Source organism: Streptomyces sp. NBC_00287 (assembly GCF_036173105.1).
Taxonomy (GTDB): Bacteria; Actinomycetota; Actinomycetes; order Streptomycetales; family Streptomycetaceae; genus Streptomyces.
Map to the genome: position 1 here is coordinate 4,254,196 of NZ_CP108053.1, position 21,485 is coordinate 4,275,680.

The 21,485-nt window shown below is 70.2% G+C and carries 20 protein-coding genes; 8 read left to right on the plus strand and 12 right to left on the minus strand.

The genetic code is table 11. From position 1 onward, the window contains the following. Position 1 precedes the first annotated feature (1 nt). The 5 genes from OHT76_RS19195 to OHT76_RS19215 form a co-directional block, all read right to left on the minus strand. Positions 2 to 1,447, minus strand: coding sequence for an aldehyde dehydrogenase family protein (locus OHT76_RS19195; protein ID WP_328872071.1), 1,446 nt, complete (start codon positions 1,445 to 1,447; stop codon positions 2 to 4). After that, positions 1,444 to 3,177, minus strand: coding sequence for an N-acyl-D-amino-acid deacylase family protein (locus tag OHT76_RS19200; protein WP_328872072.1), 1,734 nt, complete (start codon positions 3,175 to 3,177; stop codon positions 1,444 to 1,446). Before OHT76_RS19200 ends, OHT76_RS19195 begins: the two co-directional genes overlap by 4 nt. A gap of 95 nt (positions 3,178 to 3,272) precedes the next feature. Next, positions 3,273 to 4,391 (minus strand): LLM class flavin-dependent oxidoreductase, encoded by a 1,119-nt coding sequence (locus tag OHT76_RS19205; protein ID WP_328872073.1) that lies wholly within the window; start codon positions 4,389 to 4,391, stop codon positions 3,273 to 3,275. 97 nt (positions 4,392 to 4,488) lie between these two features. Beyond that, positions 4,489 to 5,259 carry an SDR family NAD(P)-dependent oxidoreductase gene (locus OHT76_RS19210; RefSeq protein ID WP_328872074.1) on the minus strand — a complete coding sequence of 257 codons (771 nt, stop codon included), beginning with the start codon at positions 5,257 to 5,259 and terminating at the stop codon, positions 4,489 to 4,491. 11 nt (positions 5,260 to 5,270) lie between these two features. Continuing rightward, entirely contained in the window at positions 5,271 to 6,176 is a 906-nt protein-coding gene (locus OHT76_RS19215; RefSeq protein WP_328872075.1) for a TIGR03619 family F420-dependent LLM class oxidoreductase, read from the minus strand. Between the two features lie 242 nt (positions 6,177 to 6,418). Here OHT76_RS19215 and OHT76_RS19220 point away from each other — a divergent pair, with 242 nt between their 5' ends. Continuing rightward, the gene (locus OHT76_RS19220) at positions 6,419 to 7,216 is read left to right on the plus strand and encodes a hypothetical protein (protein ID WP_328872076.1); all 798 of its coding nucleotides are present in this window, start codon (positions 6,419 to 6,421) and stop codon (positions 7,214 to 7,216) included. A gap of 9 nt (positions 7,217 to 7,225) precedes the next feature. Here the strand turns inward: OHT76_RS19220 and OHT76_RS19225 are convergent, their stop codons facing one another. Continuing rightward, positions 7,226 to 8,464, minus strand: coding sequence for an amidohydrolase family protein (locus tag OHT76_RS19225; RefSeq protein ID WP_328872077.1), 1,239 nt, complete (start codon positions 8,462 to 8,464; stop codon positions 7,226 to 7,228). Positions 8,465 to 8,656: 192 nt separating this feature from the next. Between OHT76_RS19225 and OHT76_RS19230 the strand changes: the two genes are divergently transcribed. The 3 genes from OHT76_RS19230 (at position 8,657) to OHT76_RS19240 (ending at position 12,283) form a co-directional block, all read left to right on the plus strand. Next, positions 8,657 to 11,611: an AfsR/SARP family transcriptional regulator gene (locus OHT76_RS19230; RefSeq protein WP_328872078.1), complete on the plus strand. Its 2,955-nt coding sequence runs from the start codon at positions 8,657 to 8,659 to the stop codon at positions 11,609 to 11,611. A 210-nt stretch (positions 11,612 to 11,821) separates the two neighbouring features. After that, the gene (locus OHT76_RS19235; RefSeq protein WP_315884249.1) at positions 11,822 to 12,022 is read left to right on the plus strand and encodes a hypothetical protein; all 201 of its coding nucleotides are present in this window, start codon (positions 11,822 to 11,824) and stop codon (positions 12,020 to 12,022) included. A 123-nt stretch (positions 12,023 to 12,145) separates the two neighbouring features. Continuing rightward, positions 12,146 to 12,283 (plus strand): hypothetical protein, encoded by a 138-nt coding sequence (locus OHT76_RS19240; protein ID WP_328872079.1) that lies wholly within the window; start codon positions 12,146 to 12,148, stop codon positions 12,281 to 12,283. A 63-nt stretch (positions 12,284 to 12,346) separates the two neighbouring features. Here the strand turns inward: OHT76_RS19240 and OHT76_RS19245 are convergent, their stop codons facing one another. Genes OHT76_RS19245 through OHT76_RS19255 form a run of 3 tightly spaced genes read right to left on the minus strand, consistent with a single transcriptional unit; the run spans position 12,347 to position 13,697 of the window. After that, positions 12,347 to 12,745: a hypothetical protein gene (locus OHT76_RS19245; protein WP_328872080.1), complete on the minus strand. Its 399-nt coding sequence runs from the start codon at positions 12,743 to 12,745 to the stop codon at positions 12,347 to 12,349. After that, on the minus strand, positions 12,745 to 13,035 hold the full coding sequence (locus OHT76_RS19250) for a hypothetical protein (protein ID WP_328872081.1): 291 nt from the start codon (positions 13,033 to 13,035) through the stop codon (positions 12,745 to 12,747). The genes OHT76_RS19245 and OHT76_RS19250 overlap by 1 nt, the downstream gene beginning before the upstream one ends. A gap of 35 nt (positions 13,036 to 13,070) precedes the next feature. Next, positions 13,071 to 13,697, minus strand: coding sequence for a DUF5701 family protein (locus tag OHT76_RS19255; RefSeq protein ID WP_328872082.1), 627 nt, complete (start codon positions 13,695 to 13,697; stop codon positions 13,071 to 13,073). 230 nt (positions 13,698 to 13,927) lie between these two features. Here OHT76_RS19255 and OHT76_RS19260 point away from each other — a divergent pair, with 230 nt between their 5' ends. After that, positions 13,928 to 14,380, plus strand: coding sequence for a phospholipase (locus OHT76_RS19260; protein ID WP_328872083.1), 453 nt, complete (start codon positions 13,928 to 13,930; stop codon positions 14,378 to 14,380). A 27-nt stretch (positions 14,381 to 14,407) separates the two neighbouring features. On the opposite strand, the gene OHT76_RS19265 is transcribed toward OHT76_RS19260, so the two are convergent. Next, complete coding sequence (locus OHT76_RS19265; protein ID WP_328872084.1) at positions 14,408 to 15,952, minus strand: FadD3 family acyl-CoA ligase; 1,545 nt, start codon at positions 15,950 to 15,952, stop codon at positions 14,408 to 14,410. A gap of 90 nt (positions 15,953 to 16,042) precedes the next feature. On the opposite strand from OHT76_RS19265, the gene OHT76_RS19270 reads away from it, so the two are divergent. Genes OHT76_RS19270 through OHT76_RS19280 form a run of 3 tightly spaced genes read left to right on the plus strand, consistent with a single transcriptional unit; the run spans position 16,043 to position 18,381 of the window. Beyond that, a complete protein-coding gene (locus tag OHT76_RS19270) occupies positions 16,043 to 17,191 on the plus strand; it encodes a lipid-transfer protein (RefSeq protein WP_328872085.1) in 1,149 nt (382 codons plus the stop codon). 3 nt (positions 17,192 to 17,194) lie between these two features. Next, entirely contained in the window at positions 17,195 to 17,611 is a 417-nt protein-coding gene (locus tag OHT76_RS19275; RefSeq protein ID WP_328872086.1) for a Zn-ribbon domain-containing OB-fold protein, read from the plus strand. After that, on the plus strand, positions 17,608 to 18,381 hold the full coding sequence (locus tag OHT76_RS19280; protein ID WP_328872087.1) for an enoyl-CoA hydratase/isomerase family protein: 774 nt from the start codon (positions 17,608 to 17,610) through the stop codon (positions 18,379 to 18,381). The genes OHT76_RS19275 and OHT76_RS19280 overlap by 4 nt, the downstream gene beginning before the upstream one ends. Before the next feature lie 6 nt (positions 18,382 to 18,387). On the opposite strand, the gene OHT76_RS19285 is transcribed toward OHT76_RS19280, so the two are convergent. Both OHT76_RS19285 and OHT76_RS19290 read right to left on the minus strand, forming a co-directional pair. Beyond that, positions 18,388 to 18,870 carry a hypothetical protein gene (locus tag OHT76_RS19285; protein WP_328872088.1) on the minus strand — a complete coding sequence of 161 codons (483 nt, stop codon included), beginning with the start codon at positions 18,868 to 18,870 and terminating at the stop codon, positions 18,388 to 18,390. Between the two features lie 171 nt (positions 18,871 to 19,041). Further along, a complete protein-coding gene (locus OHT76_RS19290) occupies positions 19,042 to 21,378 on the minus strand; it encodes a serine/threonine-protein kinase (RefSeq protein WP_328872089.1) in 2,337 nt (778 codons plus the stop codon). Positions 21,379 to 21,485: the final 107 nt, after the last annotated feature.

Here is a 21,485-nt window from a genome sequence, read left to right on the forward strand (position 1 = left end):
TCTACCCCGGCCAGACGATCGACTGCACCTCGCTGTACGCGTGCAGGGCGTAGGACCCCACGTCCCGGCCGACCCCGCTCTTCTTGAAGCCGCCGAAGGGGGCCTCCATGTTGCGGCCGACCGTGTTGATGCCCACTCCGCCTGCCCTGAGGCGGCGGGCGACGCGGAAGGCTCTGGCCACGTCCGTCGACCAGACGTAGTCGATCAGGCCGTAGTCGGAGTCGTTGGCGAGGGTGACTCCCTCGTCCTCCTCGTCGAAGGGGATCACGGAGACGACGGGGCCGAAGATCTCCTCGCGGGCGACGGTCATGTCGTTGGTGCAGTCGGCGAGGAGGGTGGGGGTGACGTAGAAGCCCTTGTCCAGCGGGGGGCGTTCGCCGCCGGTCACGACCGTCGCTCCCTCCTTGCGGCCCACCTCGATGTACGACTCCACCCGGTCCCGGTGCGCCGCCGAGATCAGCGGCCCGACGACCGTGTCCGGTTCCCGGGGATCGCCCACCTTCAAACGGCGGGCGTAGGCCGCCAGTTGCTCGACAAGACGGTCGTACACCCCCCTCTGCGCCAGCACCCGCGTCGGCGCCGTGCAGATCTGGCCGCTGTAGAAGGAGAACGTCGTCCCGATCCCGGCCACCGCCGAGCCGATGTCCGCGTCGTCGAAGACGAGCGCCGCGCCCTTTCCGCCGAGCTCCATCAGCTGGCGCTTCATCCCCCGCCCGCACACCTCGGCGATACGGCGTCCCACGGCCGTGGAGCCGGTGAAGCTGACCATGTCGACGTCCTCGGAGGCGACCACCGCCTCCCCGACCTCCACCGAGGCGCCGGAGACGACGTTCACCACCCCCGGCGGCACCCCGGTCGCCTCCAGGGCCTCCGCCATCCGGTAGACGGAGAGCGGATCCTGCGGGGCCGGCTTCACCACCACGGTGTTGCCCATCGCCAGGGCCGGGGCGATCTTGCCCGCTGCGTTGGCCCATGGGTTGTTGTACGAGGAGATACAGGCGACGACCCCCACCGGCTGCCGCACGGCCAGCGCGCCCATCACCCCCGCCCGCCCCATCGGCCCGGCCTCATTGATCTGCGGCGGAATCGCCCACTCGGCGCTCTCCACGCGCGCGTACCTGCGAAAGCGGGCGGCGGCCACCCCGACCTGCATCGCGCGAGCCGTAGCCATGGTCGCGCCGGTCTCGGCCTGGGCCAGTTCGGCGTAGGGCACCAGCCGGTCCCGGATGACGTCCGCCGCCCGCCCGAGAATCGCGGCCCGCTCCTCCGGCGCCGTACGCGACCACGCCCCGAAGGCCTCGCGGGCCGCGGCACAGGCCGCGTGCACCTGATCCCGCGAGGCCTCGGGAGCCGAGCCGACGGTCTCTTCGGACGCCGGGTCGAGGACGTCGTAGAAGCCGCCCTCGGGCGACACCCACGACCCCCCGATGAACAGCGACTGGCTCACCGTGTGCTCACCGTCCGTGTGTCCCGCCCGGACCGCAGCACCTTCCCCGGCACCGCGCCCGTCACCACGTCGTCCCGGATCGCCTCGACCCCGTTGACCCACACGGCGCGCACCCCGAGGGCCTTGGAGTCGAGCCGCGGGCTGTCACCCGGCAGGTCGTGCACCAGGGTGGCCGTACCGGCGTCGATCCGTTCCGGGTCGAAGAGCACCAGATCGGCATGGAACCCCTCCTGCACCCGCCCCCGCTCCCGCAGCCCGAAGAGCCGCGCCGGGTCGTCGGTCAGCATCCGCACGGCCTGCTCGAGACCGGCCAGCTTCCGCCCCCGCAGACAGTCCCCGAGGAAGCGGGTCGTATACGGCGCCCCGCACATCCGGTCCAGATGCGCCCCCGCGTCCGAGCCGCCCAGCAGGACGTCCTCGTGCTGCCAGGTCTGGGCCCGCAGCGCCCAGGAGGCGGGGTCGTTGTCGGGCGGCATGGGCCACAGGACGGTGCGCAGCTCGTCGTTGGCACAGATGTCGACGAGGCAGGCGAAGGGGTCCTGCCCGCGCTCCGCCGCGATGTCCCGCACGACCCGCCCGCTGAGCCCACGGTTCGCCTCGCTGTAGGTGTCGCCGATGACGTACCGCCCGAAGTCCGCGAGCCGCCGGAAGACGCCGGCCTCCTTGGAGGCGGCGCGCTTCAGCATCTCGGCCCGGACCTCGGCGTCCCGGAGTTTCGCGATCCGCTCGGGCACGGGCAGCCCGAGGATCGGCCCCCACCCCGGGATCAGGTTGAGCGCGCAGAAGGTGCCCAGGGACATGTTCATCGGCGTCAGGATCGGCATCGTCAGCGCGACGACCCGCCCGCCCGCCTTCCGGGCCCGCTCACTCGCGAGCAGTTGCCGCGGCACCCGCTCGGGTACGGCGGCGTCGATCGTCAGCACATTCCAGTTCAGGGGCCGCCCCGCCACCGCGCTCATCTCCGCGAACAGCTCGATCTCGGCGTCACTGAACTGATCGAGACACCCGGCGACGATCGCCTCGATCTGAGTGCCCTCGTGCTCCCCGACGGCCTTCGACAGCGCGAGCAACTCCGCGGGCCGCGCATGCCGGGACGCGACCGGCTGCCCGTCCCCGTCGGAGTGCGTGGACGACTGGGTGGTGGAGAACCCCCAGGCCCCGGCGTCCATGGCGTCGTGCAGCAGCCGGAGCATGGCGTCGAGCTGATCCCGGGTGGGCTGCCCCCCGACGGCGTCCGCCCCCATGACGTACCGGCGCAGGGCGCAATGCCCCACCATGAACCCGGCATTGACCGCGATCCGCCCCTCCAGGGCATCCAAATACTCCCCGAAGGACCGCCAACTCCAGGGCGCCCCCTCCTCCAACGCGACCAGCGACATCCCCTCGACCTTGGACATCATGCGCCGCGTGTAGTCGGCATCGGCGGGGCGATCGGGGTTGAGGGGCGCCAGCGTGAACCCACAGTTCCCGGCGGCGACGGTGGTCACTCCGTGATTGAGGGAGGGGGTGGCGTACGGGTCCCAGAAGAGCTGGGCGTCGTAATGGGTGTGGGGATCGACGAAGCCGGGGGCGAGGACGAGCCCGGCGGCGTCCTCGGAGGTACGGGCGTCTTCGGTGACACCGGGGGCGATGACGGCGATACGACCGTCGCGTATGCCGACGTCGGCGGTGTAGGCGGGACCGCCGGTGCCATCAACAACGGACGCACCTTTGATGACGTGATCGAGCATGGACGTTCACCTCCTGACATACGGGGTGTTGACGTAGTTAGGGGCGCGGGGAACTGCGCGACCAGCCCCCACCACCCCGCACCCGCCAACGACGCTCAGACACCCCTCCGGAACCGCGTAGTCCGATGCACAGGATCCGTATCGATCTTCGGAATCACGTGCTCCCCAATGAGCCGAATCGTCTGCAAGGTCTCCTCCTTCGGCACCCCCACAGGCAACCCAAAGCTCAACTGATCGGCCCCGGCCTGCTCCCACCGCTTGCACTGCCGAAGCACCTCATCCGGATCCCCACAGATGACGAGTTCCTCCTCGATGAGCACCTCGACAAACTCCGCCGTGTACTCGGGCAACGTCTCCGGCCACACCGGAAACCCCTCAGGCCGAGGAAACGTGTCGTGGTACCGAAAGACCAGCGAGGGCAGATAGTGCAGCCCCCCGCTCACAGCGATCCGCACAGCCTCCTCATGCGTAGGCGCACAGATCGCCGTCGTCGTCACCATCACGTTGTCGTTGACGAAGTCCCCGATCGGCTCCGCATCCACGATCGCCGTCTTGTACTGCTCCAGCACCCACTCCATGTCGGAGACCTTCTGCACACTGAACCCCAGCACCCCGAGCCCCTTCTTCGCGGCCATGGAGTACGACGGAGGCGACCCGGCGGCGTACCACATCGCGGGGTGGGACTTCCCGTACGGCTTGGGCAGCACCTTCCGCGGCGGCAGCGACCAGTGCTTGCCCTGGAACCCGACGTACTCGTCCTGGAGCCACATCTTCGGGAACTCGGCGATGGTCTCTTCCCAGATCTCCTTGGTGTAGTTCATGTCCGTGATGCCGGGCAGGAACCCGAGGATCTCGTGCGACCCGGCACCCCGCCCGCTGCCGAACTCGAAGCGGTTCTCGGAGAGATGGTCGAGCATGGCCACCTTCTCGGCGACCTTCACGGGGTGGTTGACCTGGGCGAGGGGATTGAAGATCCCGGAGCCGAGATGGATCCGCTCGGTGGCGTGCGCGAGGTACCCGAGGAAGACATCGTTCGCCGACAGATGCGAGTACTCCTCCAGGAAGTGATGCTCGGACGCCCAGGCGTACTTGAACCCGGCCCGGTCCGCCGCGATCACATACTCGGTCTCCTCCATCAGCGCCTTGTGCTCGGCGAGCGGATCGGTCTCTGCGCGCTTGCCCACGTATCCCTGTACAAAGAGCCCGAATTCCAAGGCGGTTCACCGTCCCCGGTCTGGAGTTTCTGATGGTCCGTCAGATCGCTGCTGACTGTGGCACCGTCCGCATGAGGCGTCAATAGCTGACGGCGAGTCAGATAACGGAGACTCCGGCCAGCCACCCGCCGTCGATCACCAACGGCTGCCCGGTGATGTACGAGGAGTCCTCCGAGGTCAGGAAGAGGGCGAGCCGGGCCACCTCCTCCGGCCGCCCGATCCGCCCGAGCGGTACGAGCTTGCGGTACAGCCCGTCCAGCGCCCGCGCCGTCTCCTCCGCGTCCGCGGCCGGGTCCAGCTGTGCCGGGTTGGACATCGCGGTGTCGATCGCGCCGGGGCAGACGGCGTTGACCCGGATCCCCCGGGGAGCCAGCTCCAGCGCGGCGACCCGGGTGAGCCCGACGATCGCGTGCTTGCTCGCCGCGTACGCCCCGACGGCCGCCATCCCGGTCACCCCGGTGTAGGAGGCGGTGTTGACGATCGTGCCGCCGTCCTCCATCTCGGGCGCGACGGTCCGGACGCCCAGGAAGCAGCCGACCTGATTGACCCGCACGACCTGCATGAACTCGTCGAGGGGCGTGTCCACGAGGGCGTTGAAGCGCAGGATGCCGGCGTTGTTGACGAGCCCGTCGATCCGGCCGTACGCCTCCTTGGTCCGCCGTACGGCCCCCTGCCACTGCTCCTCCTCCCCCACATCCAGGTGGACGTACAGCGCCCCGATCTCCTTGGCGAGCGCCTCCCCCTGGTCGTCGAGCACATCCGCGACGACGACCGACGCCCCTTCCTCCCGGAACAGCCGCGCCTCCTGCTCCCCCTGTCCGCGCGCCGCGCCGGTGACGATGACGACACGTCCGTCCAGCTTGCCCATGGGCTGACTCCTCACAGGTGGGGTCCTATGTCGGCGCCGAACGCCGCGATCTGGTCGATGAGTTCGCTACGGCTCCGGCTGCGGAACCGCACCTGGATCTGGTCCACGCCCATCGCCCGGTACGCCCGCAGCGACTCGGCGAGTTCCTCCGGGCCGCCGGTGAGCGTGCGGCGGCCGACGTGCCAGGCCGGGGTGCCGATGTAGAGGGGTTCGGCGATGGCGCCGATGGTGAAGGGGCCCTGGATTCCTTCGCGGAGTTGCCGGAGCCGGGCGATCTGCTGGGGCAGCCGGTCCCGAGGATCCCCCTGCGGAAGCCAGCCGTCCCCCTTGAGGGCGGCCCGGCGTACAGCGGCGGGCGAGGAGCCGCCGACCCAGATCGGGACGTGCGCCTGCGCGGGCCTGGGGAGCTGGCCGAGGCCTTCGAAGTCGTACAGCTTGCCGTGGTGCTCGGGGAACTCCTCAGGGCCGAGCGCGGCACGCAACGCGTCGATGGTCTCGTCGAGTACGGCGCCCCGGTGCCGGAAGTCCGCCCCGAGCGCCGTGAACTCCTCCTCCACATGTCCGGCGCCCACCCCGAGGAGCAGGCGTCCGCCGGAGAGGTGGTCGAGGGTGGCGTACTGCTTGGCGGTGAGGAGGGGGTGGCGCAGGCCGACCACGGCGACATGACTGAGCAGCCGTACGCGCTCGGTGGCGGCGGCGAGGTGGGCGAGGGTGGCTACGGGGTCGTACCAGACCGTGCTCATCGCGGGGGCGAGGCGGCGGGGGATGGCGACGTGGTCGCAGGTGGCGATGTAGTCGAAGCCGGCGCGGTCTGCTGCGCGGGCTACTTCGACGAGGTCCTCGGGCCCGGCGGCGGCCTCCCAGGGCTCGGCGTAGAGGGTGCTCTGGGACTGGACCGGGAGCTGCATTCCGTACATGCGATCCCCTCTATCTGACGGTCCGTCAATTCAGTGACGGGCTCATGGTCTTGCCTGACGGCGTATCAGACAAGGGGTGTTCCGGCGGTCTCCGGAATGTCCACGTCTCCGCCCGATTGACCGGAGGCCGTCGCGGCCGTGTCTCAGGGGTGTCACCGGGTGAGGGCGGCCGAGCCGGGGTTCGTACTGGGCGGTGGCGGCTCGGGGACTCCGGGTCGCGCCGAGACCACGGGGAGACCGAGATGATCCGCAACCGCATCGCCGCAATCGCCGCCACCGCAGCCGCCGCGTCCCTGCTGCTGACCGCCTGCAACGGCACCGAGGAAGCGGCGTCCACGTCGCAGAAGCTGAGCTTCAACAGCGGTACGGCGAAGCAGAACAACGCCGCCCCCAAGACCGGCGACTGGGCCAAGTCCCCCGGTAAGGCGGCGAAGTGGGTGCAGTTGAGCGCGGCCCAGGCGGGCGCCCTGAACCCGGTCGTCGTGAACGGCGCCGGCTTCACCCTCTACCGCTTCGACAACGACACCGCGAGCCCGTCCAAGTCGACCTGCAACGGCGACTGCGCCACCGCCTGGCTGCCGGTGGTCGTGGCCCCGGGCGGCAAGATCTTCCTGGACGGCGTGGACAAGTCCGACGTGGGCGTGGTCAAGCGCGACGACGGCCGACTCCAGGTGACCGTCGGCGGCTGGCCGGTCTACCGCTTCAGCAAGGACCTCAAGCCCGGGGACACCAACGGGCAGGGCGTGGGCGGCACCTGGTTCGGTGTGACGCCGGACGGACAGAAGGCGGGGGTCGCCCCCGCCGGCAGTGTCACCCTCTCCGACGAGCCGAACTTCGGTGACCCCTCCGAGGGTCTGGCCGGTTCCGGCTGCCAGAACGTCGGCCGCGAGGACTCCGCCTCCTCCCTCCAGGCCTCCGGCTCCCTGAAGATCTGGTCGGAGAAGGACTGCAAGGGCGAGTCCAAGGTGGTCGAGGGCAACATCGCCGACCTGAACTCCATCGGCTTCGACAACAAGATCTCGTCGGTGTTCTTCGGCTGACCGCCCCACTCACGTCTCACGGGCGCCGGGCCACAGCCCGTCGTCCGTGAGCCCCAGCAGGTCAATGGCATTACGCCGTACGATCCGCTCGACCACGTCCGCGTCCAAGTGCCCCATCTGGGCCTCGCCGACCTCCCTCGACTTGGGCCACGTCGAGTCGGAGTGCGGGTAGTCGGTCTCGTAGAGCACATTGCCGACGCCGATGGCGTCGAGGTTGCGCAGCCCGAAGGCGTCGTCGAAGAAGCAGCCGTAGACATGGTCGGCGAACAGCTCGGACGGTGGCCGGTGCACCTTGTCGGCGACCCCACCCCACCCCCGGTTCTCCTCCCACACCACATCGGCGCGCTCGAGAATGTACGGAATCCACCCGATCTGCCCCTCGGCATACATGACCTTGAGATTCGGGAAGCGCTCGAACTTCCCGCTCATCAGCCAATCCACCATGGAGAAGCAGCAGTTGGCGAAGGTGATGGTGGAGCCGACGGCGGGCGGCGCGTCGGCGCTCGTGGAGGGCATCCGGCTGCTGGAGCCGATGTGCATGGCGACGACCGTGCCGGTCTCGTCGCAGGCGGCGAGGAAGGGGTCCCAGTCGTCGGTGTGGACGGAGGGGAGTCCGAGATGCGGAGGTATCTCGGAGAAGGCGACGGCTCGGACGCCACGGGCGGCGTTCCGCCGTACCTCCGCCGCGGCCAGCTCGGCGTCCCACAGCGGGATGAGGGTGAGCGGTATGAGCCGCCCCCGCGCCTGGGGCCCGCACCACTCCTCCACCATCCAGTCGTTGTAGGCCTGGACGCACAGCAGCCCCAGCTCATGATCCTGGGCTTCCGTGAAGGTCTGGCCGCAGAAACGGGGGAAGGTGGGGAAGCAGAGGGCCGACTGGACGTGGTTGACGTCCATGTCGGCGAGGCGGGAGGGGACGTCGTACGAGCCCTTGCGCATCTGCTCGTAGGTGATGACCTCGAGCTTGATCTCGTCCCTGCTGTAGCCGACTGCCGTGTCCAGGCGGGTGAGGGGCCGCTGGAGGTCCTCGTAGACCCACCAGTCGCCGATAGGGCCGTCATCGCCCTTTTCGCCCATGACGGGCTTGAACCGGCCGCCGAGGAAGGTCATTTCCTTCAGCGGGGCGCGGACTGTGCGGGGCCCGATGTCGAGGTACTTCTTCGGGAGCCGGTCCTGCCACACCTGCGGGGGCTCCACGGTGTGGTCGTCGACGGAGATGATCAGCGGGAAGCTCGGATTGGTCTCCATGTGGCCCACGGTAGCGCTGATCTGACGACCCGTCAGCTATCGGGTTCTGTACGGAACTGTGCGAAGAGGTTGTGAGGGCCTTGTGGTGTACCGCACGTCTGGCTGTGAGTGCGGTCTCGCACGGCTGACGCATCCGCCATGAACAAGGCAAACTGGCGCCTGGTTGTCATGACGTTCTGCAGGGGGACGGCGATGGACGGTGTACCGCGGGTGCCGGAGCAGAGGCGTGGCGGCCGTGACGGCTCATCCGAGCCGGCGGCGCTGCGCTTCAGCGTGCTCGGCCCGGTGCGCGCCTGGCGCGAGGAGGAGCTGCTCAACACCGGCTCGCCCCAGCAACGCGCCCTGCTCGCGGCCCTGCTGCTGCGAGAGGGCCGTACGGCGACGGCGGCGGAGCTGATCGACGCGCTGTGGGGCGAGGAACCGCCCTCGCAGGCCCTGGCGGCGCTACGGACGTACGCGTCCCGGCTGCGCAAGATCCTGGACCCCGGGGTCCTGGTGAGCGAGTCGGGCGGCTATGCGATCCGGGGCCTGGGCGACGGCGCGCTGGACCTGTCGATGGCGCAGGAACTGGCGACGGAGGCGGAGAAGGGGCGTGGGGCGGGGGACCTGTGCCATGCGCGAGAGGTCCTGAACCGCGCACTGGCCCTGTGGGACGGGGAGCCCCTGGCCGGAGTCCCCGGCCCCTACGCCGAAGCCCAACGGGTCCGCCTGGAGGAATGGCGGCTCCAGCTCCTGGAGTCCCGTCTGGACATGGACCTGGAACAGGGCTGCCACGCGGAGGCGGTCTCGGAACTGACGGCCCTGACGGCGGCGCATCCGCTCCGGGAACGTCTGCGTGAGCTGCTGATGCTGGCCCTGTACCGCAGCGGGCGCCAGGCGGAGGCGCTGGCGGTGTACGCGGACACGCGGCGCCTGCTGGCCGACGAACTGGGCGTGGACCCGCGGCCGGGGCTGAAGGAGCTCCAGCAGCGCATCCTGCGGGCGGACCCGGGCCTGGCGGAACCGTCGGCCCCGCTGGCGGAGCCTTCACCGGTCCCGGTGCGCCCGGCCCAGCTCCCTGCCACGGTCCCGGACTTCACGGGCCGCTCGTCCTTCGTGTCGGAGCTGAGCGAGGTGCTGGCGTCGGCGGAGGGCCGGGTGATGGCGGTGTCGGCGCTGGCCGGGATCGGCGGCGTGGGGAAGACAACGCTGGCGGTCCATGTGGCCCACCAGTCCCGGTCGGCCTTCCCGGACGGCCAGCTGTACGTGGACCTCCAGGGCGCGGGCGCGAGGGCGGCGGACCCGGAGACAGTACTCGGCTCGTTCCTACGGGCCCTCGGCACGGCGGACTCGGCGATCCCGGACTCCCTGGAGGAGCGGGCGGCGCTGTACCGCTCGGTGCTGGACGGTCGGCGGGTCCTGGTACTGCTGGACAACGCGAGGGACGCGGCGCAGGTACGTCCGCTGCTGCCCGGCACCTCGGGCTGCGCGGCGCTGGTGACGTCGCGGGTCCGGATGGTGGACCTGGCCGGGGCCCACTTGGTCGACCTGGACGTGATGTCCCCCGAGGAGGCCCTCTCCCTGTTCACGAAGATCGTGGGCGAGGAACGGGTCGCCTCGGAACGGGAAGCGGCGCTGGATGTGGTGGCGGCGTGCGGCTTCCTGCCGTTGGCGATCAGGATTGCAGCATCGAGGCTGGCAGCCCGCCGCACCTGGACGGTCTCGGTACTGGCGGCAAAGCTCGCGGACGAGCGGCGGCGGCTGGACGAACTCCAGGCCGGCGACCTGGCGGTGAAGGCGACCTTCGAGCTGGGGTACGGGCAGCTGGAACCGGCCCAGGCCCGGGCATTCCGCCTGCTGGGCCTGGCGGACGGCCCGGATATCTCACTGGCTGCGGCTGCGGCGGTACTGGATCTTCCGGCGGAGAAGACGGAGGACTTGCTGGAGTCACTGGTGGACACGTCGCTGTTGGAGTCTGCGGCGCCCGGGCGGTATCGGTTCCATGATCTGGTTCGGCTCTACGCGCGTGCTTGTGCGGAGCGGGACGAACAGCCGCCCAGCGAGCGGGATGCGGCGCTGTGCCGACTCCTGGACTTCTACCTGAGCACCGCGGCCGGCGTCTACGCGATCGAGCGCCCCGGAGACCGACTGGTGGACCACCTCCACCCCACAGGGGCGGTGGGCCTGACCTTCCCCGACCGCCAGGCCGCACGGGACTGGCTGTACTCCGAGGCGGTACCGCTGCTCGCCTGTGTCCGGCAGTCCGCCGAGGGCAGCACCCTGCGGCGGGCGGTCGATCTCCTGTGGGCCTCCGTCGATCTGGCGGAGTCGGGGGCCAACTCGAAGGAGTACGAGGTGGCTGCCACGGTGCTGCGGGACGCCGCGCGGGCCGAGGGTGACGTACGTGCCGAGGGTCGCGCCTCGGTCGTGCTGAGCAACGCACGTCTGTTCTCGGGCCTGTTCGACCGGGCGTATCCGGAGGCGCAGGAGGCGATCCAGCTCGCCGAGACGACCGACGACCCGCTGCCGTCGAGCTGGGCGGCGAACATCCTGGGGAGCATCGCGTTCTACCAGAACCGCTACATGGACGCCGAGCGGTTCTTCAGCCAGGCCATCGACAAGTTCCGGGGCTGCGGCGACGTCGCGGGGTCCGCCAGCCCGCTGTGCAACCTGTCCCGCCTGCACCTCGCCACCGGGCGTGCCGACACCGCGGTGGCGCTGGCCCGCCAAGGGACCGACATCTACCAGTCGTTGGGCCACACCCTGCGGGGCGCGAACGGCCGCTACGCCCTCGGGATGGCGCTGGCCAAGACGGGACAGCACAGCGAGGCGACGGAGCAACTGGACGAGGCGCTCCGGGTCTTCCGTGACAGCCGACAGCGCCTGTGGGAAGGGATGACGCTGTGCCGGCTCGCGGAGGTAGACCTGGAGGCGCGTAAGCCGGCCCAGGCGTCGAGCAACGCCGAGATGGCACTCACGGTGCTGCGCGGCATCGGCGGCGACTGGCGCCGAGGGCACGTGCTGACCGTCTTGGGCAAGGCGCTGAACGGCATCGGGCACTCCGGCCGCGCACAGGTCTGCTGGCGCGAAGCCCTGGAGATCTACGAGCGGTTGGACTCGCCGGAGGCCGCCGAGGTGAGGGGACTGCTCACCCCGGTCGCCGCCTGAGGACGTCCGTGGCGTGAAGGGCGTTCATCATTCGTTTATCGCCGCCAGGCACTCTCAACGTGTCGATCCGTCGCGTCGGGGGGCAGGCGGGACGACCTTCGGCCGTCGTCTATGGTGAACGGCCGCGAGCAGCCCGTCCGGCGGTCCTCGGGGGAATCGCCGGACGGGCCTCGCAGTTCCGCAGGGATCCACCAAGGGGAGGCACCACCCATGAGCAACACCGAGAAGGACCCGGTCCTTGAGCCGGACAACACCCACGTCACCGACGCGGACAGCGGCGAGGAGATCAAGCCGCTCAACACTCACGTGACGAGCAGCCCGATCAAGCCGCTCAACACCCACGTCACGAGCACCGAAGACGAGGGCGAGGCCACAACGGACAACACCCACGTCACGGACAACCCGGCCTGACCGGCCGCACCACAGACCCTTTTCCCGCACGGGGATCGGCCGCGGCGGCGCGGAGGGGGAGCCGCCGCGGCCGAGGTGTGGCTTCACGCCCGTCCGGAATTCCCTCCCCAGCAGGAGCCGAAAATGACTCGCACCAAGAAGATCGTCGCCACCATCGCCCTGGTACTCGGCGCCACCGCCGCCGCTGCTGGCCCGGCACTGGCCGACAACGCGATGCCTGTGACCCCGCAGAACACCCACATCACCATCGTGATGGAGTAACCAGCGCGCGCTGATCACCGCACGAGGGGGCCGGGCAAAGCTCGGCCCCCTCGTCATGTCAGGTCACAGCCCGACGACCCGCACCCGCTCCCCGCACAGCTTCGTCATGTCGTTCTCGTCGGACGTGAAGAGGACGACGTTCCCGTCCAGCCGCCCGGCGATCACCGCCAGCGCCGCGTCGATCGCGTACTTGTGGCCGTGCAGGCCGGTGTCACGCAGCAGGGCGATCGCCTGCTCCGCCACATCCCGGGTGACCGGCTCCACGGCGATCCGGGACATCGCCCACGCCCAGGCGGCATGCTGCACCTGCTCGTGGTACGCCTCGATCAGGGTCATGGAGCTCGTGACTACACGGATACCGCTGCGGTGGGCGTCCTTGATCCGCGAGAGCATGCCGCGCTCGCCGCGAACGGTCCTGGACAGTCCTTCGCAGTCCAGGACATACGAGGTGTACGTGGCCATCAGCCCGCCATCGGGAGCGATGAACCGCCGGCGGTCCCGGCTGCTCCCCCACGCTCGGCAAAGTACCGCTCATGCTCGCGCCGCTCCGCCTCGGCCTCGGCGAGCTCAGCCTCAGTGACCGGGCCGTGCTCCTCCTCCAGCCGCGCCACCAGCTCCCCCAACCGATCCTGCTCCCGCTGCCGCTCTATGGCCCGCGTGACATACGCGCTGAAGTTCCCCGCCCCCACGTCCCGCCGGATCTCCTCGGCAAGCTCCTCGGGCAGCGTCACGGTGTACTTCTTGGTTGCCATACCCCTCACCATACCAACGCCGACCGTGGCCTACATCACACGCTCCGACGCCCCTCCGCCGACCCGAACCCCAGCCACGTATGCCGGTTCCCCCACCAGCACCACCCGACCTTCGGAGCATTACGGCGTTCCCGGCCGTCCCGACCCGTGCCGTTGCTGATCCAGATGGCCGGGGTGCGGGCGTCGAAGGTGCCGTTGGGTTTGGGGAGGCGGGAGCCGATGGTCATGAAGCAGTGGTTGCGCTCCAGGACCGCCGGTTGCTGGAGGATCCAGTGGATGCCCTCGGTGAGGACCAAGGGGGTTCGGGACTCCTTCTTCAGCGCGGGCAGCGCCTCCTCCGGACTCCAGTTCGCCATGTGGTCGCCTCGGTCGATGCCGGTGACCAGGTAGAGCGGGGCCTGAGGCAGCTCCACCTCGTACGGGGTGAACTCGTCCACGTCCGGCATGTCCGTGACGACGAAGCCCGGCTTGCCGTCGCGATCCAGGAGCGGGGTCAGCGCCGACGCGGGGGCGCGGTCCGGATGGACCGCCAGCAAGGCGCCCTCCGCCGCCTCGGCACCCTCGGCAAAGGCCCGCACCTCCTCCGCGGTCATCCCCGCGATGTCGTGCACACCCAGCTCGATCAGACGTTCCGCCTGAAGGTTCAGCCCCGGCAGCAGCAAAGGTACTCCTCGGTTCGGTTCCGTTCGGTTCGACCTGACGTCGAACGAGAGGCGCCGCCTGAAGGTTCCCGGGGTCGGAGAGGCACCGTTCATCCCCTGATTACCCTTCACATCCCATGGTTTACAGGCTATTTGGCCCCGCCCGGTGTAAACGCGCATAGACCGCGCGCATCCTCATGACATGAACCTGCCCCCCGACAAGCGGGCGGGCAGCCTCATGGAGGTGTGGGATGCACCGCAGACTCGGTACCGCACTTGCAACCTCGGCCCTCACGATCGTCACCGTCGTCGCCACCGCGACCGCGGCCGACGCCGCTCCCGCCGACAAGCCCCAGGTCCTTTCCAGTTGGACCCAGACCAGCTCGAGCAGCTACAACCTCTGGGCCGCCGCCCGGGCCAACCAGGGCGCCTGGGCCGCCTACGGGTTCGACTGGTCCACCGACTACTGCTCCTCCTCGCCGGACAACCCCTTCGGCTTCCCGTTCCAGATGTCCTGCGCCCGCCACGACTTCGGCTACCGCAACTACAAGGCGGCCGGCACGTTCAGCGCCAACAAGTCCCGCCTCGACAGCGCCTTCTACGAGGACCTCAAGCGCGTCTGCAACAACTACGGCGGCGCCACCAAGACCGCCTGCAACAGCACCGCCTGGACGTACTACCAGGCCGTTCGCGCCTTCGGATAGCCGGAGCAGCGGGGCGCCGGCCGTCCTTCAGCCGGCGTCCCGCAACTCCCCCTTCACCACCTTCCCGCTCGCATTCCTCGGCAGCTCCGCCACGAACTCCACCGACCTCGGCACCTTGTAGTTCGCCATCTCCCGTCGGGACCAGGCCATCAAGTCGTCCGCCGTCAGGACCGAGCCGGGCCGCCGGACCACATACGCCTTGCCGACCTCGCCCAGGCGGGCATCCGGTACGCCGATCACCGCCACGTCCGAGACATCCGGGTGCAGGGCCAGCAGCTGCTCTATCTCCGCCGGGTATGCGTTGAAGCCGCCGACTATGTACATGTCCTTGATGCGGTCCGTCACGCGCAGATTCCCCGCCTCGTCCAGGACCCCCACGTCCCCCGTCCGCAGCCACCCGTCCTCCGTCAGCGCCTCCGCCGTCGCCTGCTCGTCCTCGTAGTAGCCGCGCATGACGTTGAAGCCCCGGACCAGGACCTCCCCGGGCTCCCCCACAGCCCCGTCGACCCGTACCTCCGTCCCGGGGATCGCCCGCCCCGAGGTCGACGCGATCACCGACGGGTCGTCGCCCCTGCGGCACATCGTCACGATCCCGCTCGCCTCCGAGAGGCCGTACGCCGTCAGGACCGTCGCCACCCCTAGTTCCGAGTGCAAGCGGGACACCAACTGCAACGGCACCACCGCCGCCCCCGTCACCACCAGCCGCAGCGCCGAGAGGTCGAAGGCCCTCCGGTTCGGGTGGTCCAACAACGACTGAAGCAGCGTCGGCGGGCCCGGCAGCACCGACACCCCTTCCGCCGCCACATTCGCCAGCACCGTGTCCACGTTGAACACCGGCTGCGGGATCATCGTCGCCCCGCGCATCAAGCAGGCGATCACCCCGGCCTTGTAGCCGAAGGTGTGGAAGAAGGGGTTCACGATCAGGTAGCGGTCCCCGCGCGACAGGCCCGCCAGGTCGCTCCAGATCTCGTACGCCCTCAGCGTCTGACCGTGCGTGATCACCGCCCCCTTCGGGCGGCCCGTCGTCCCGGACGTGTAGACGATGTCCGACGGCGACGACGGGCCCACCTCGACCGGCCCGGGCTCCAGCCCCTCCCCGCTCGCCAGAAAGTCCTTCCAGGTCAGGAAGTCCGTCGGCGCGTCATCCGCCAGCACCACCACCCGCTCCAGCTCCGGCAGCGAGGCAAGCCCCACCCGACGTAGCGAGGCCACGTACGACGTCCCCAGGAAGGTCCCGGTCACGAACAACAGCCGCGCCCCGCACCGCCGCAGCACATCCGCCGCCTCCGCGCCCTTGAACCGGGTGTTCAGCGGCACCAGTACCGCCCCCGCCGACACCGCGCCCAGGGCCGCCACGATCCAGTCCAGGGAGTTCGGCGCCCAGATCGCCACCCGGTCGCCCGGCCGGACCCCGTTCACCACACACGCCGCCGTGGAGCGGGAGACCCGCGAGCCCAACTCCGCGTACGAGATCCGCGTACGCCCCTCCACCACCGCCTCGGCGTCCGCGTACCGCTCGGCGGCGTACCGGACGAGTCCCGGAATGCTGCCCCACTCCAAGTCACCACGCACAACAGCCCCCAACCACTAGCTGACTACCCGTCAGATTAGCTGTAACCTGACGCCCTGTCAGCGGACGTGGAGGCGGACGGAGGGCAACGCATGGCCGGGATCAAGGACGCCACCGCCATCGTGGGTATCGGACAGACTCCCTTCGCCAAGCAACTCCCCGAAGACGAACGCACCCTCGCCTGCCGAGCCGTCCTCGCCGCACTCCACGACGCGGGCATCGCACCGAGCGAGGTCGACGCGCTCGCCTCGTACACCATGGAGGAGACCGACGAGGTGGAGCTCGCCAAGGCCGTCGGCCTCGGTGACCTCACCTTCTTCAGCAAGGTCGGCTACGGAGGCGGCGGTTCGTGCGCCACCGTCGCCCATCTCGCCGCCGCCATCGCCGCAGGCCAAGCCACCGTCGGCGTCGCCTGGCGCTCACGCAAGCGGGGCAGCGGGCCGCGGCCCTGGACCAACACCGACGTCCAACTCCCCACGCCCGCCCAGTGGACCCGCCCCTACGGACTGCTCCGCCCCGTCGACGAGATAGCCATGCTCGCCCGCCGCCATATGCACGAGTACGGCACCACCCGCGACCACCTCTTCAACGTCGCGCTCGCCTGCCGCAACCGCGCCAACCAGAACCCCGCCGCGATCATGTACGACCGCCCCCTCACCCGCGAGATGTACATGACCTCCCGCTGGATCAGCGAGCCTCTCTGCCTCTACGACAACTGCCTCGAGACCGACGGCGCGTTGGCCTGTGTCGTCGTCAGCAGTGAGCGCGCCCGGGACTGTGCCCACAAGCCCGTGTACATCCACTCCGCCGCCCAGTCCCTGCCCGCCCAGCACCACGGCATGGTCAACTACTGGAACGACGACCCCCTCACGGGCCCTTCCTGGGCAACCGCCCGACACCTCTGGAAACACGCCGACTTCACCCCCCAGGACGTCGACGTCGCCCAGATCTACGACGCGTTCACCGCCCTCGTCCCCCTCTCCCTGGAGGGCTACGGCTTCTGCGGGCGAGGAGAAGGCGGCGCCTACACCGAACAGGGCGCCCTGGAAATCGGCGGACGGCTCCCCATCAACACCGGGGGCGGCGGGCTCTCCGAGGCCTACGTCCATGGCTTCAACCTCATCAACGAAGGCGTCAAACAGCTCCGCGGCACCAGCACCGCCCAGGTCCCCGGCGCCGCCACCTGCCTCGTCACCGCCGGCGAGGGCGTGCCCACCTCCGCCGTACTCCTCAGGAGCTAAGCCATGCTCACCCCCGTCACCGACCCCGACGGCGCCCCCTTCTGGCAGTACGCCGCCCAGGGCGAACTCCGTGTCCAGGCCTGCGCCGAGTGCGGCGAACCCCGCTTCCCGCCTCGGCCTTGCTGCCCGCACTGCCAGTCCTTCGACAGCGAGTGGCGGCCGGTGAGCGGGCACGGGCGCATCTGGTCCTACGTCGTCCCGCACCCGCCCCTCCTCCCCGACTACGCGGCGCAGGCGCCGTACAACGTCGTCCTCGTCGAGCTCACCGACGTGCCCCGCATACGCCTCGTGGGCAATCTGGTCACCGGGCCCGACGCACCCCTGAACTCCCTGGCACCGGATCGGATCCGGATCGGCGCCAAGGTCCAGGTCGTCTTCAGCCCCGAAGGGCTTCCCCAGTGGGTGCTGGAGCGTCCATGAGCCTGGACATCACGATCCACAAGGACAGCGGTGTCGCCGTCGTCACCCTGAACCGGCCGGACCGGCTCAACGCCATCGACCTGGCTACGGCACAAGAACTCACCGACGCCTGGCGGGCGTTCCGCTTCGACGACTCCGTACGCGCGCTCGTTCTCACCGGCGCCGGGGAGCGGGCCTTCTGCACGGGGATCGACCGGGGCGTGCTCGTCGAGCAGCCCAACTCGCCGTACATGCAGGATGATCCGTTGCTGGGCATCGGGCCCAAGTCCAACGACCTCTGGAAGCCCGTCATCGCCGCCGTGCACGGCATGGCCTGCGGCGGGGCCTTCTATCTGCTGGGCGAGTGCGACTTCGTCGTGGCCGACAGCAAGGCCACCTTCTTCGACCCGCACACCACCTACGGCATGGTCAGCGCCTACGAGTCCATGCTCATGGCCCAGCGCATGCCCGCGGGCGAGGTCGCGCGCATGATGCTCATGGGCACCGCCGAGCGGATCTCCGCCCGGCGGGCCCATGAGGTCGGGTTGGTGTCTGAAATTGCTGAGGAGAACGGTCACTTGGCGGCCGCGCTGGAATGCGCCACCGTCATCGCCGGTTACCCCACCGATGCCGTCCAGGGCACGGTCCGCGCCCTGTGGGCCGCCCAAGCGGCCGCCCGCGCCCAGGCATTCGCCCAGGCGCCCCATCTCATCGCGCTCGGGAACCTGCCCGCCGAGCGGCAGGCGGAGTTGTTCGCGGGACGGCGGGGCGGTGACCCCCGCGTGAGGTGAGGGCCGTCAGACGGACGGCATCAGTTCCGCCTCGCAGTGGTCGACGTTCGCCGCCGCGGCCGCGTCGGTGAGGTCGACCTGGACCTGCACGGTGTCGTTCGCGGGGACGACCTCGTCCACGGTCTGCATGTCGACCACCGAGGACTGGGCGTCCAGGAAAGTGACGACGACGGTGACGGTGTCGCTGGTGCTGTTCGGGTTGGTGACCTCGACGGTCGCGTACGGGCTGTCCGCCGTAGCGCAGCTCACCAGTTCCACCGTGGACTCCTGCGCCACATCGGCGGAACCGGAGCCGCTCGACCCGGAGTCGTCGTCATCGTCGTCGCGGGAGGTCGAACTGTCATGGTTCTGGCTGGAGCTGCTGCACCCGCCGTTCGAGTCACCGTCACCGCTGCCGCCGCTGCTACGGCCCGACGAGAAGCCCGTCAGCGCCAGAACCACCAATGCCGTTACTGCTGTGAATTTGAGCTTGCGCCCCCGAAGATCCATAACCGGCAGCCTACTGATTACCTGTCACGGTCATGTCACCGCATGGCGACCGACGCGTCCTCGGCGTAGCGTCTGGGGTGAGAGCGGCGTCAGGGCCGCTCCCGGCAGCGACGGCCGCCGTCTGGCCCCCTTCCGTGCACCGGTACGACGGCCGTCCCCCGCCAGAGACACTCAGCTCGTGCGCGCGGTACCCGTGCCCTTCTCCGCGTCCAGCGCGTATACGCACCGGTCCTTGCTGCACGCGTACACGACGCCGTCCCGCACCACCGGCGAACCAGTGATCTCGCCGCCGGTCGCCAGCTTCCAGCGCAGCCGGCCGTCGTCTGCCTTGAGGGTGTAGAGCAGGTGGTCGGTGGAGCCGAAGTGGATACGGCCCTCCGCCACCGACGGCGCCCCCACGATGTCCCCGCCCGCCTGGAAGCGCCACTTCGGCGTTCCGGTGACCGCGTCCAGCGTGTAGAGCCCCTTGCCGCTTCCCACATGCACATGGCCCGCGGCCACGAGCACCGGCTCGATGGAGGATCTGGCCTCCGTGGCGATCCGCCAGCGGTCGCGGCCGTCGGTCGCGTCCAGGGCGTAGACCGTGCCGAGGTAGTCGGCGAGGTACACGCCGCCGCCGGTCACCGCCGGGCCCGGTACGAAGGTCGGCGGGCAGAGGAAGACCGCCGGGGCCTCGAAGTGCCAGCGGACCTGGCCGGAGGAGACATCGAGGGCGAGGACGCGGGTGCCCGCGGAGACGTAGACATAGCCGTCCACCGCCTGTGAGACCCGTACCGGTACGCCGCCGCAGGAGGCCGCGTCGCCGATGGGGTACGACCAGCGCTCGTCGCCGGTGCGGGCGTCGAGGGCGCGCAGGCGGGCGTCCTGCCAGACGTAGACCGTTCCCTCGTGGAGCGCGGGGCCCGCCTCGGGGGACTCGAAGTCGGTCTGGGCGCCGGTGAGCTCCCACAGCTTCTGCCCGGTGGACGCCTCCCAGGCCTGGACCCCGCCGCCGCGGGTGCCGGTGACGACGGTGCCGCGTTCGGCCTTGAGCGAGTAGACCCAGGCGTCCGTCGGCAGCCGCCACAGGTCGCCGCCCTCACGGCAGTCCAGGGCGAAGAGGGTGGGGCCGTCGGAGGCGTGGATACGGCCGTCCGCGACCGCCATCGACCATGCGACGTCCCTCGTCTTGAAGCGGCGGCGGCCGGTACCGACGTCCAGGGCGTGCACCTCGAAGGAGGTGACGTAGACCAGGTCACCGGAGACCGCCGGGGTGCCCCATACGTCGTTGGACATGCGGAACCGCCAGGGGCGCCAGCCGCTCGCCGTCTCCGGGGGCGCGGTGGGCGCCTGGGGTACGGCAGGGCCTACGGCAGGGTCTGTGCCGTTGACTCCGGGGCGGGGCTTGGCCCAGGAGGCGACCAGGCCGGCTTCGGGCGGCGGTGCCTTCACGGCGGCGGCGCGGGCGTCGGCGACGCGCGGGCCCGGGCCGATCGGGACCTGGGCGCCCGCCAGGCGCACCGGGCCGGTGTCGGGGGCGCCAACCGGAACCGGAGGCGCGTGGGAGGGCGGGGGCGGCACCGCACGGCCGGCGCTGCGGCTTCCGGCGCCGGGCCCGGTCTTGGCCGGCGGGCGGCCGTTGCGGCGCGCCTCGATCAGGCTCACCGCCCGCTCGGGCAGCCACGCCGACGCCGTACCGCTGTCGTCCGAGCCGGAGCCGAAGAGGTGGGGGGCGAGCTGGGCCTGGAGGTCGGCGGGGTTGGGGCGGCCCGTCGCCTCCATCTGCATACAGGACTCGATCAGCGGGCGCAGTTCGTCCGGGAGGCCCTCCAGGTCCGGGCCCTCACGCAGGAGCATGAAGACCGTCTCCACCGGGTTGGCGCCGTGGAAGGGCGGATGGCCCGTCGCCGCGAACACCAGCATCGAGCCCAGCGAGAAGACATCGCTCGCGCCGGTGACGCTGCGGGAGTCCTTCGCCTGCTCGGGGGACATGTAGGCGGGGGTGCCGACGGCGACGTTCGTCATCGTCAAACGGGTGTTCGAGACGCCGGACGCGATACCGAAGTCGATGACCCGGGGGCCGTCCTCCACGACGAGGACGTTGGAGGGCTTCAGGTCACGGTGGACGAGTCCTGCGCCGTGGATCGACTGGAGCGCCTCCGCCACACCCGCCGCCAGCCAGCGCACCGCCTGGGCCGGGAGGGGCCCGCACTCGTTCACTATCTCTTCGAGGGAGGGCGCGGGGACGTACGCGGTGGCCAGCCACGGCACGGCCGCACGCGGGTCGGCGTCGACCACGGCCGCCGTGTAGAAGCCGGAGACGGCCCGGGCCGCCTCGACCTCGCGCGTGAAGCGGACACGGAAAAGCTGGTCCTCGGCGAGCTCCGTACGGACCGTCTTGATCGCCACGCGCCGCCCGGACGCCGAGCGCGCGAGATAGACCAGCCCCATGCCGCCGGCGCCCAGCCGTCCCAGCACCTCGAACGGCCCGATACGCCGCGGATCGTGCTGTGTCAGCTGATCCACCACTTGCCTGCCACCTCCCCGTACGGGCCGCGTCACCCACGTATGTACGCGACCCCGTGCAGCGTCTCACCACCGCACCGCCATGGCGGCACGCACCCCGATTCTTCCTG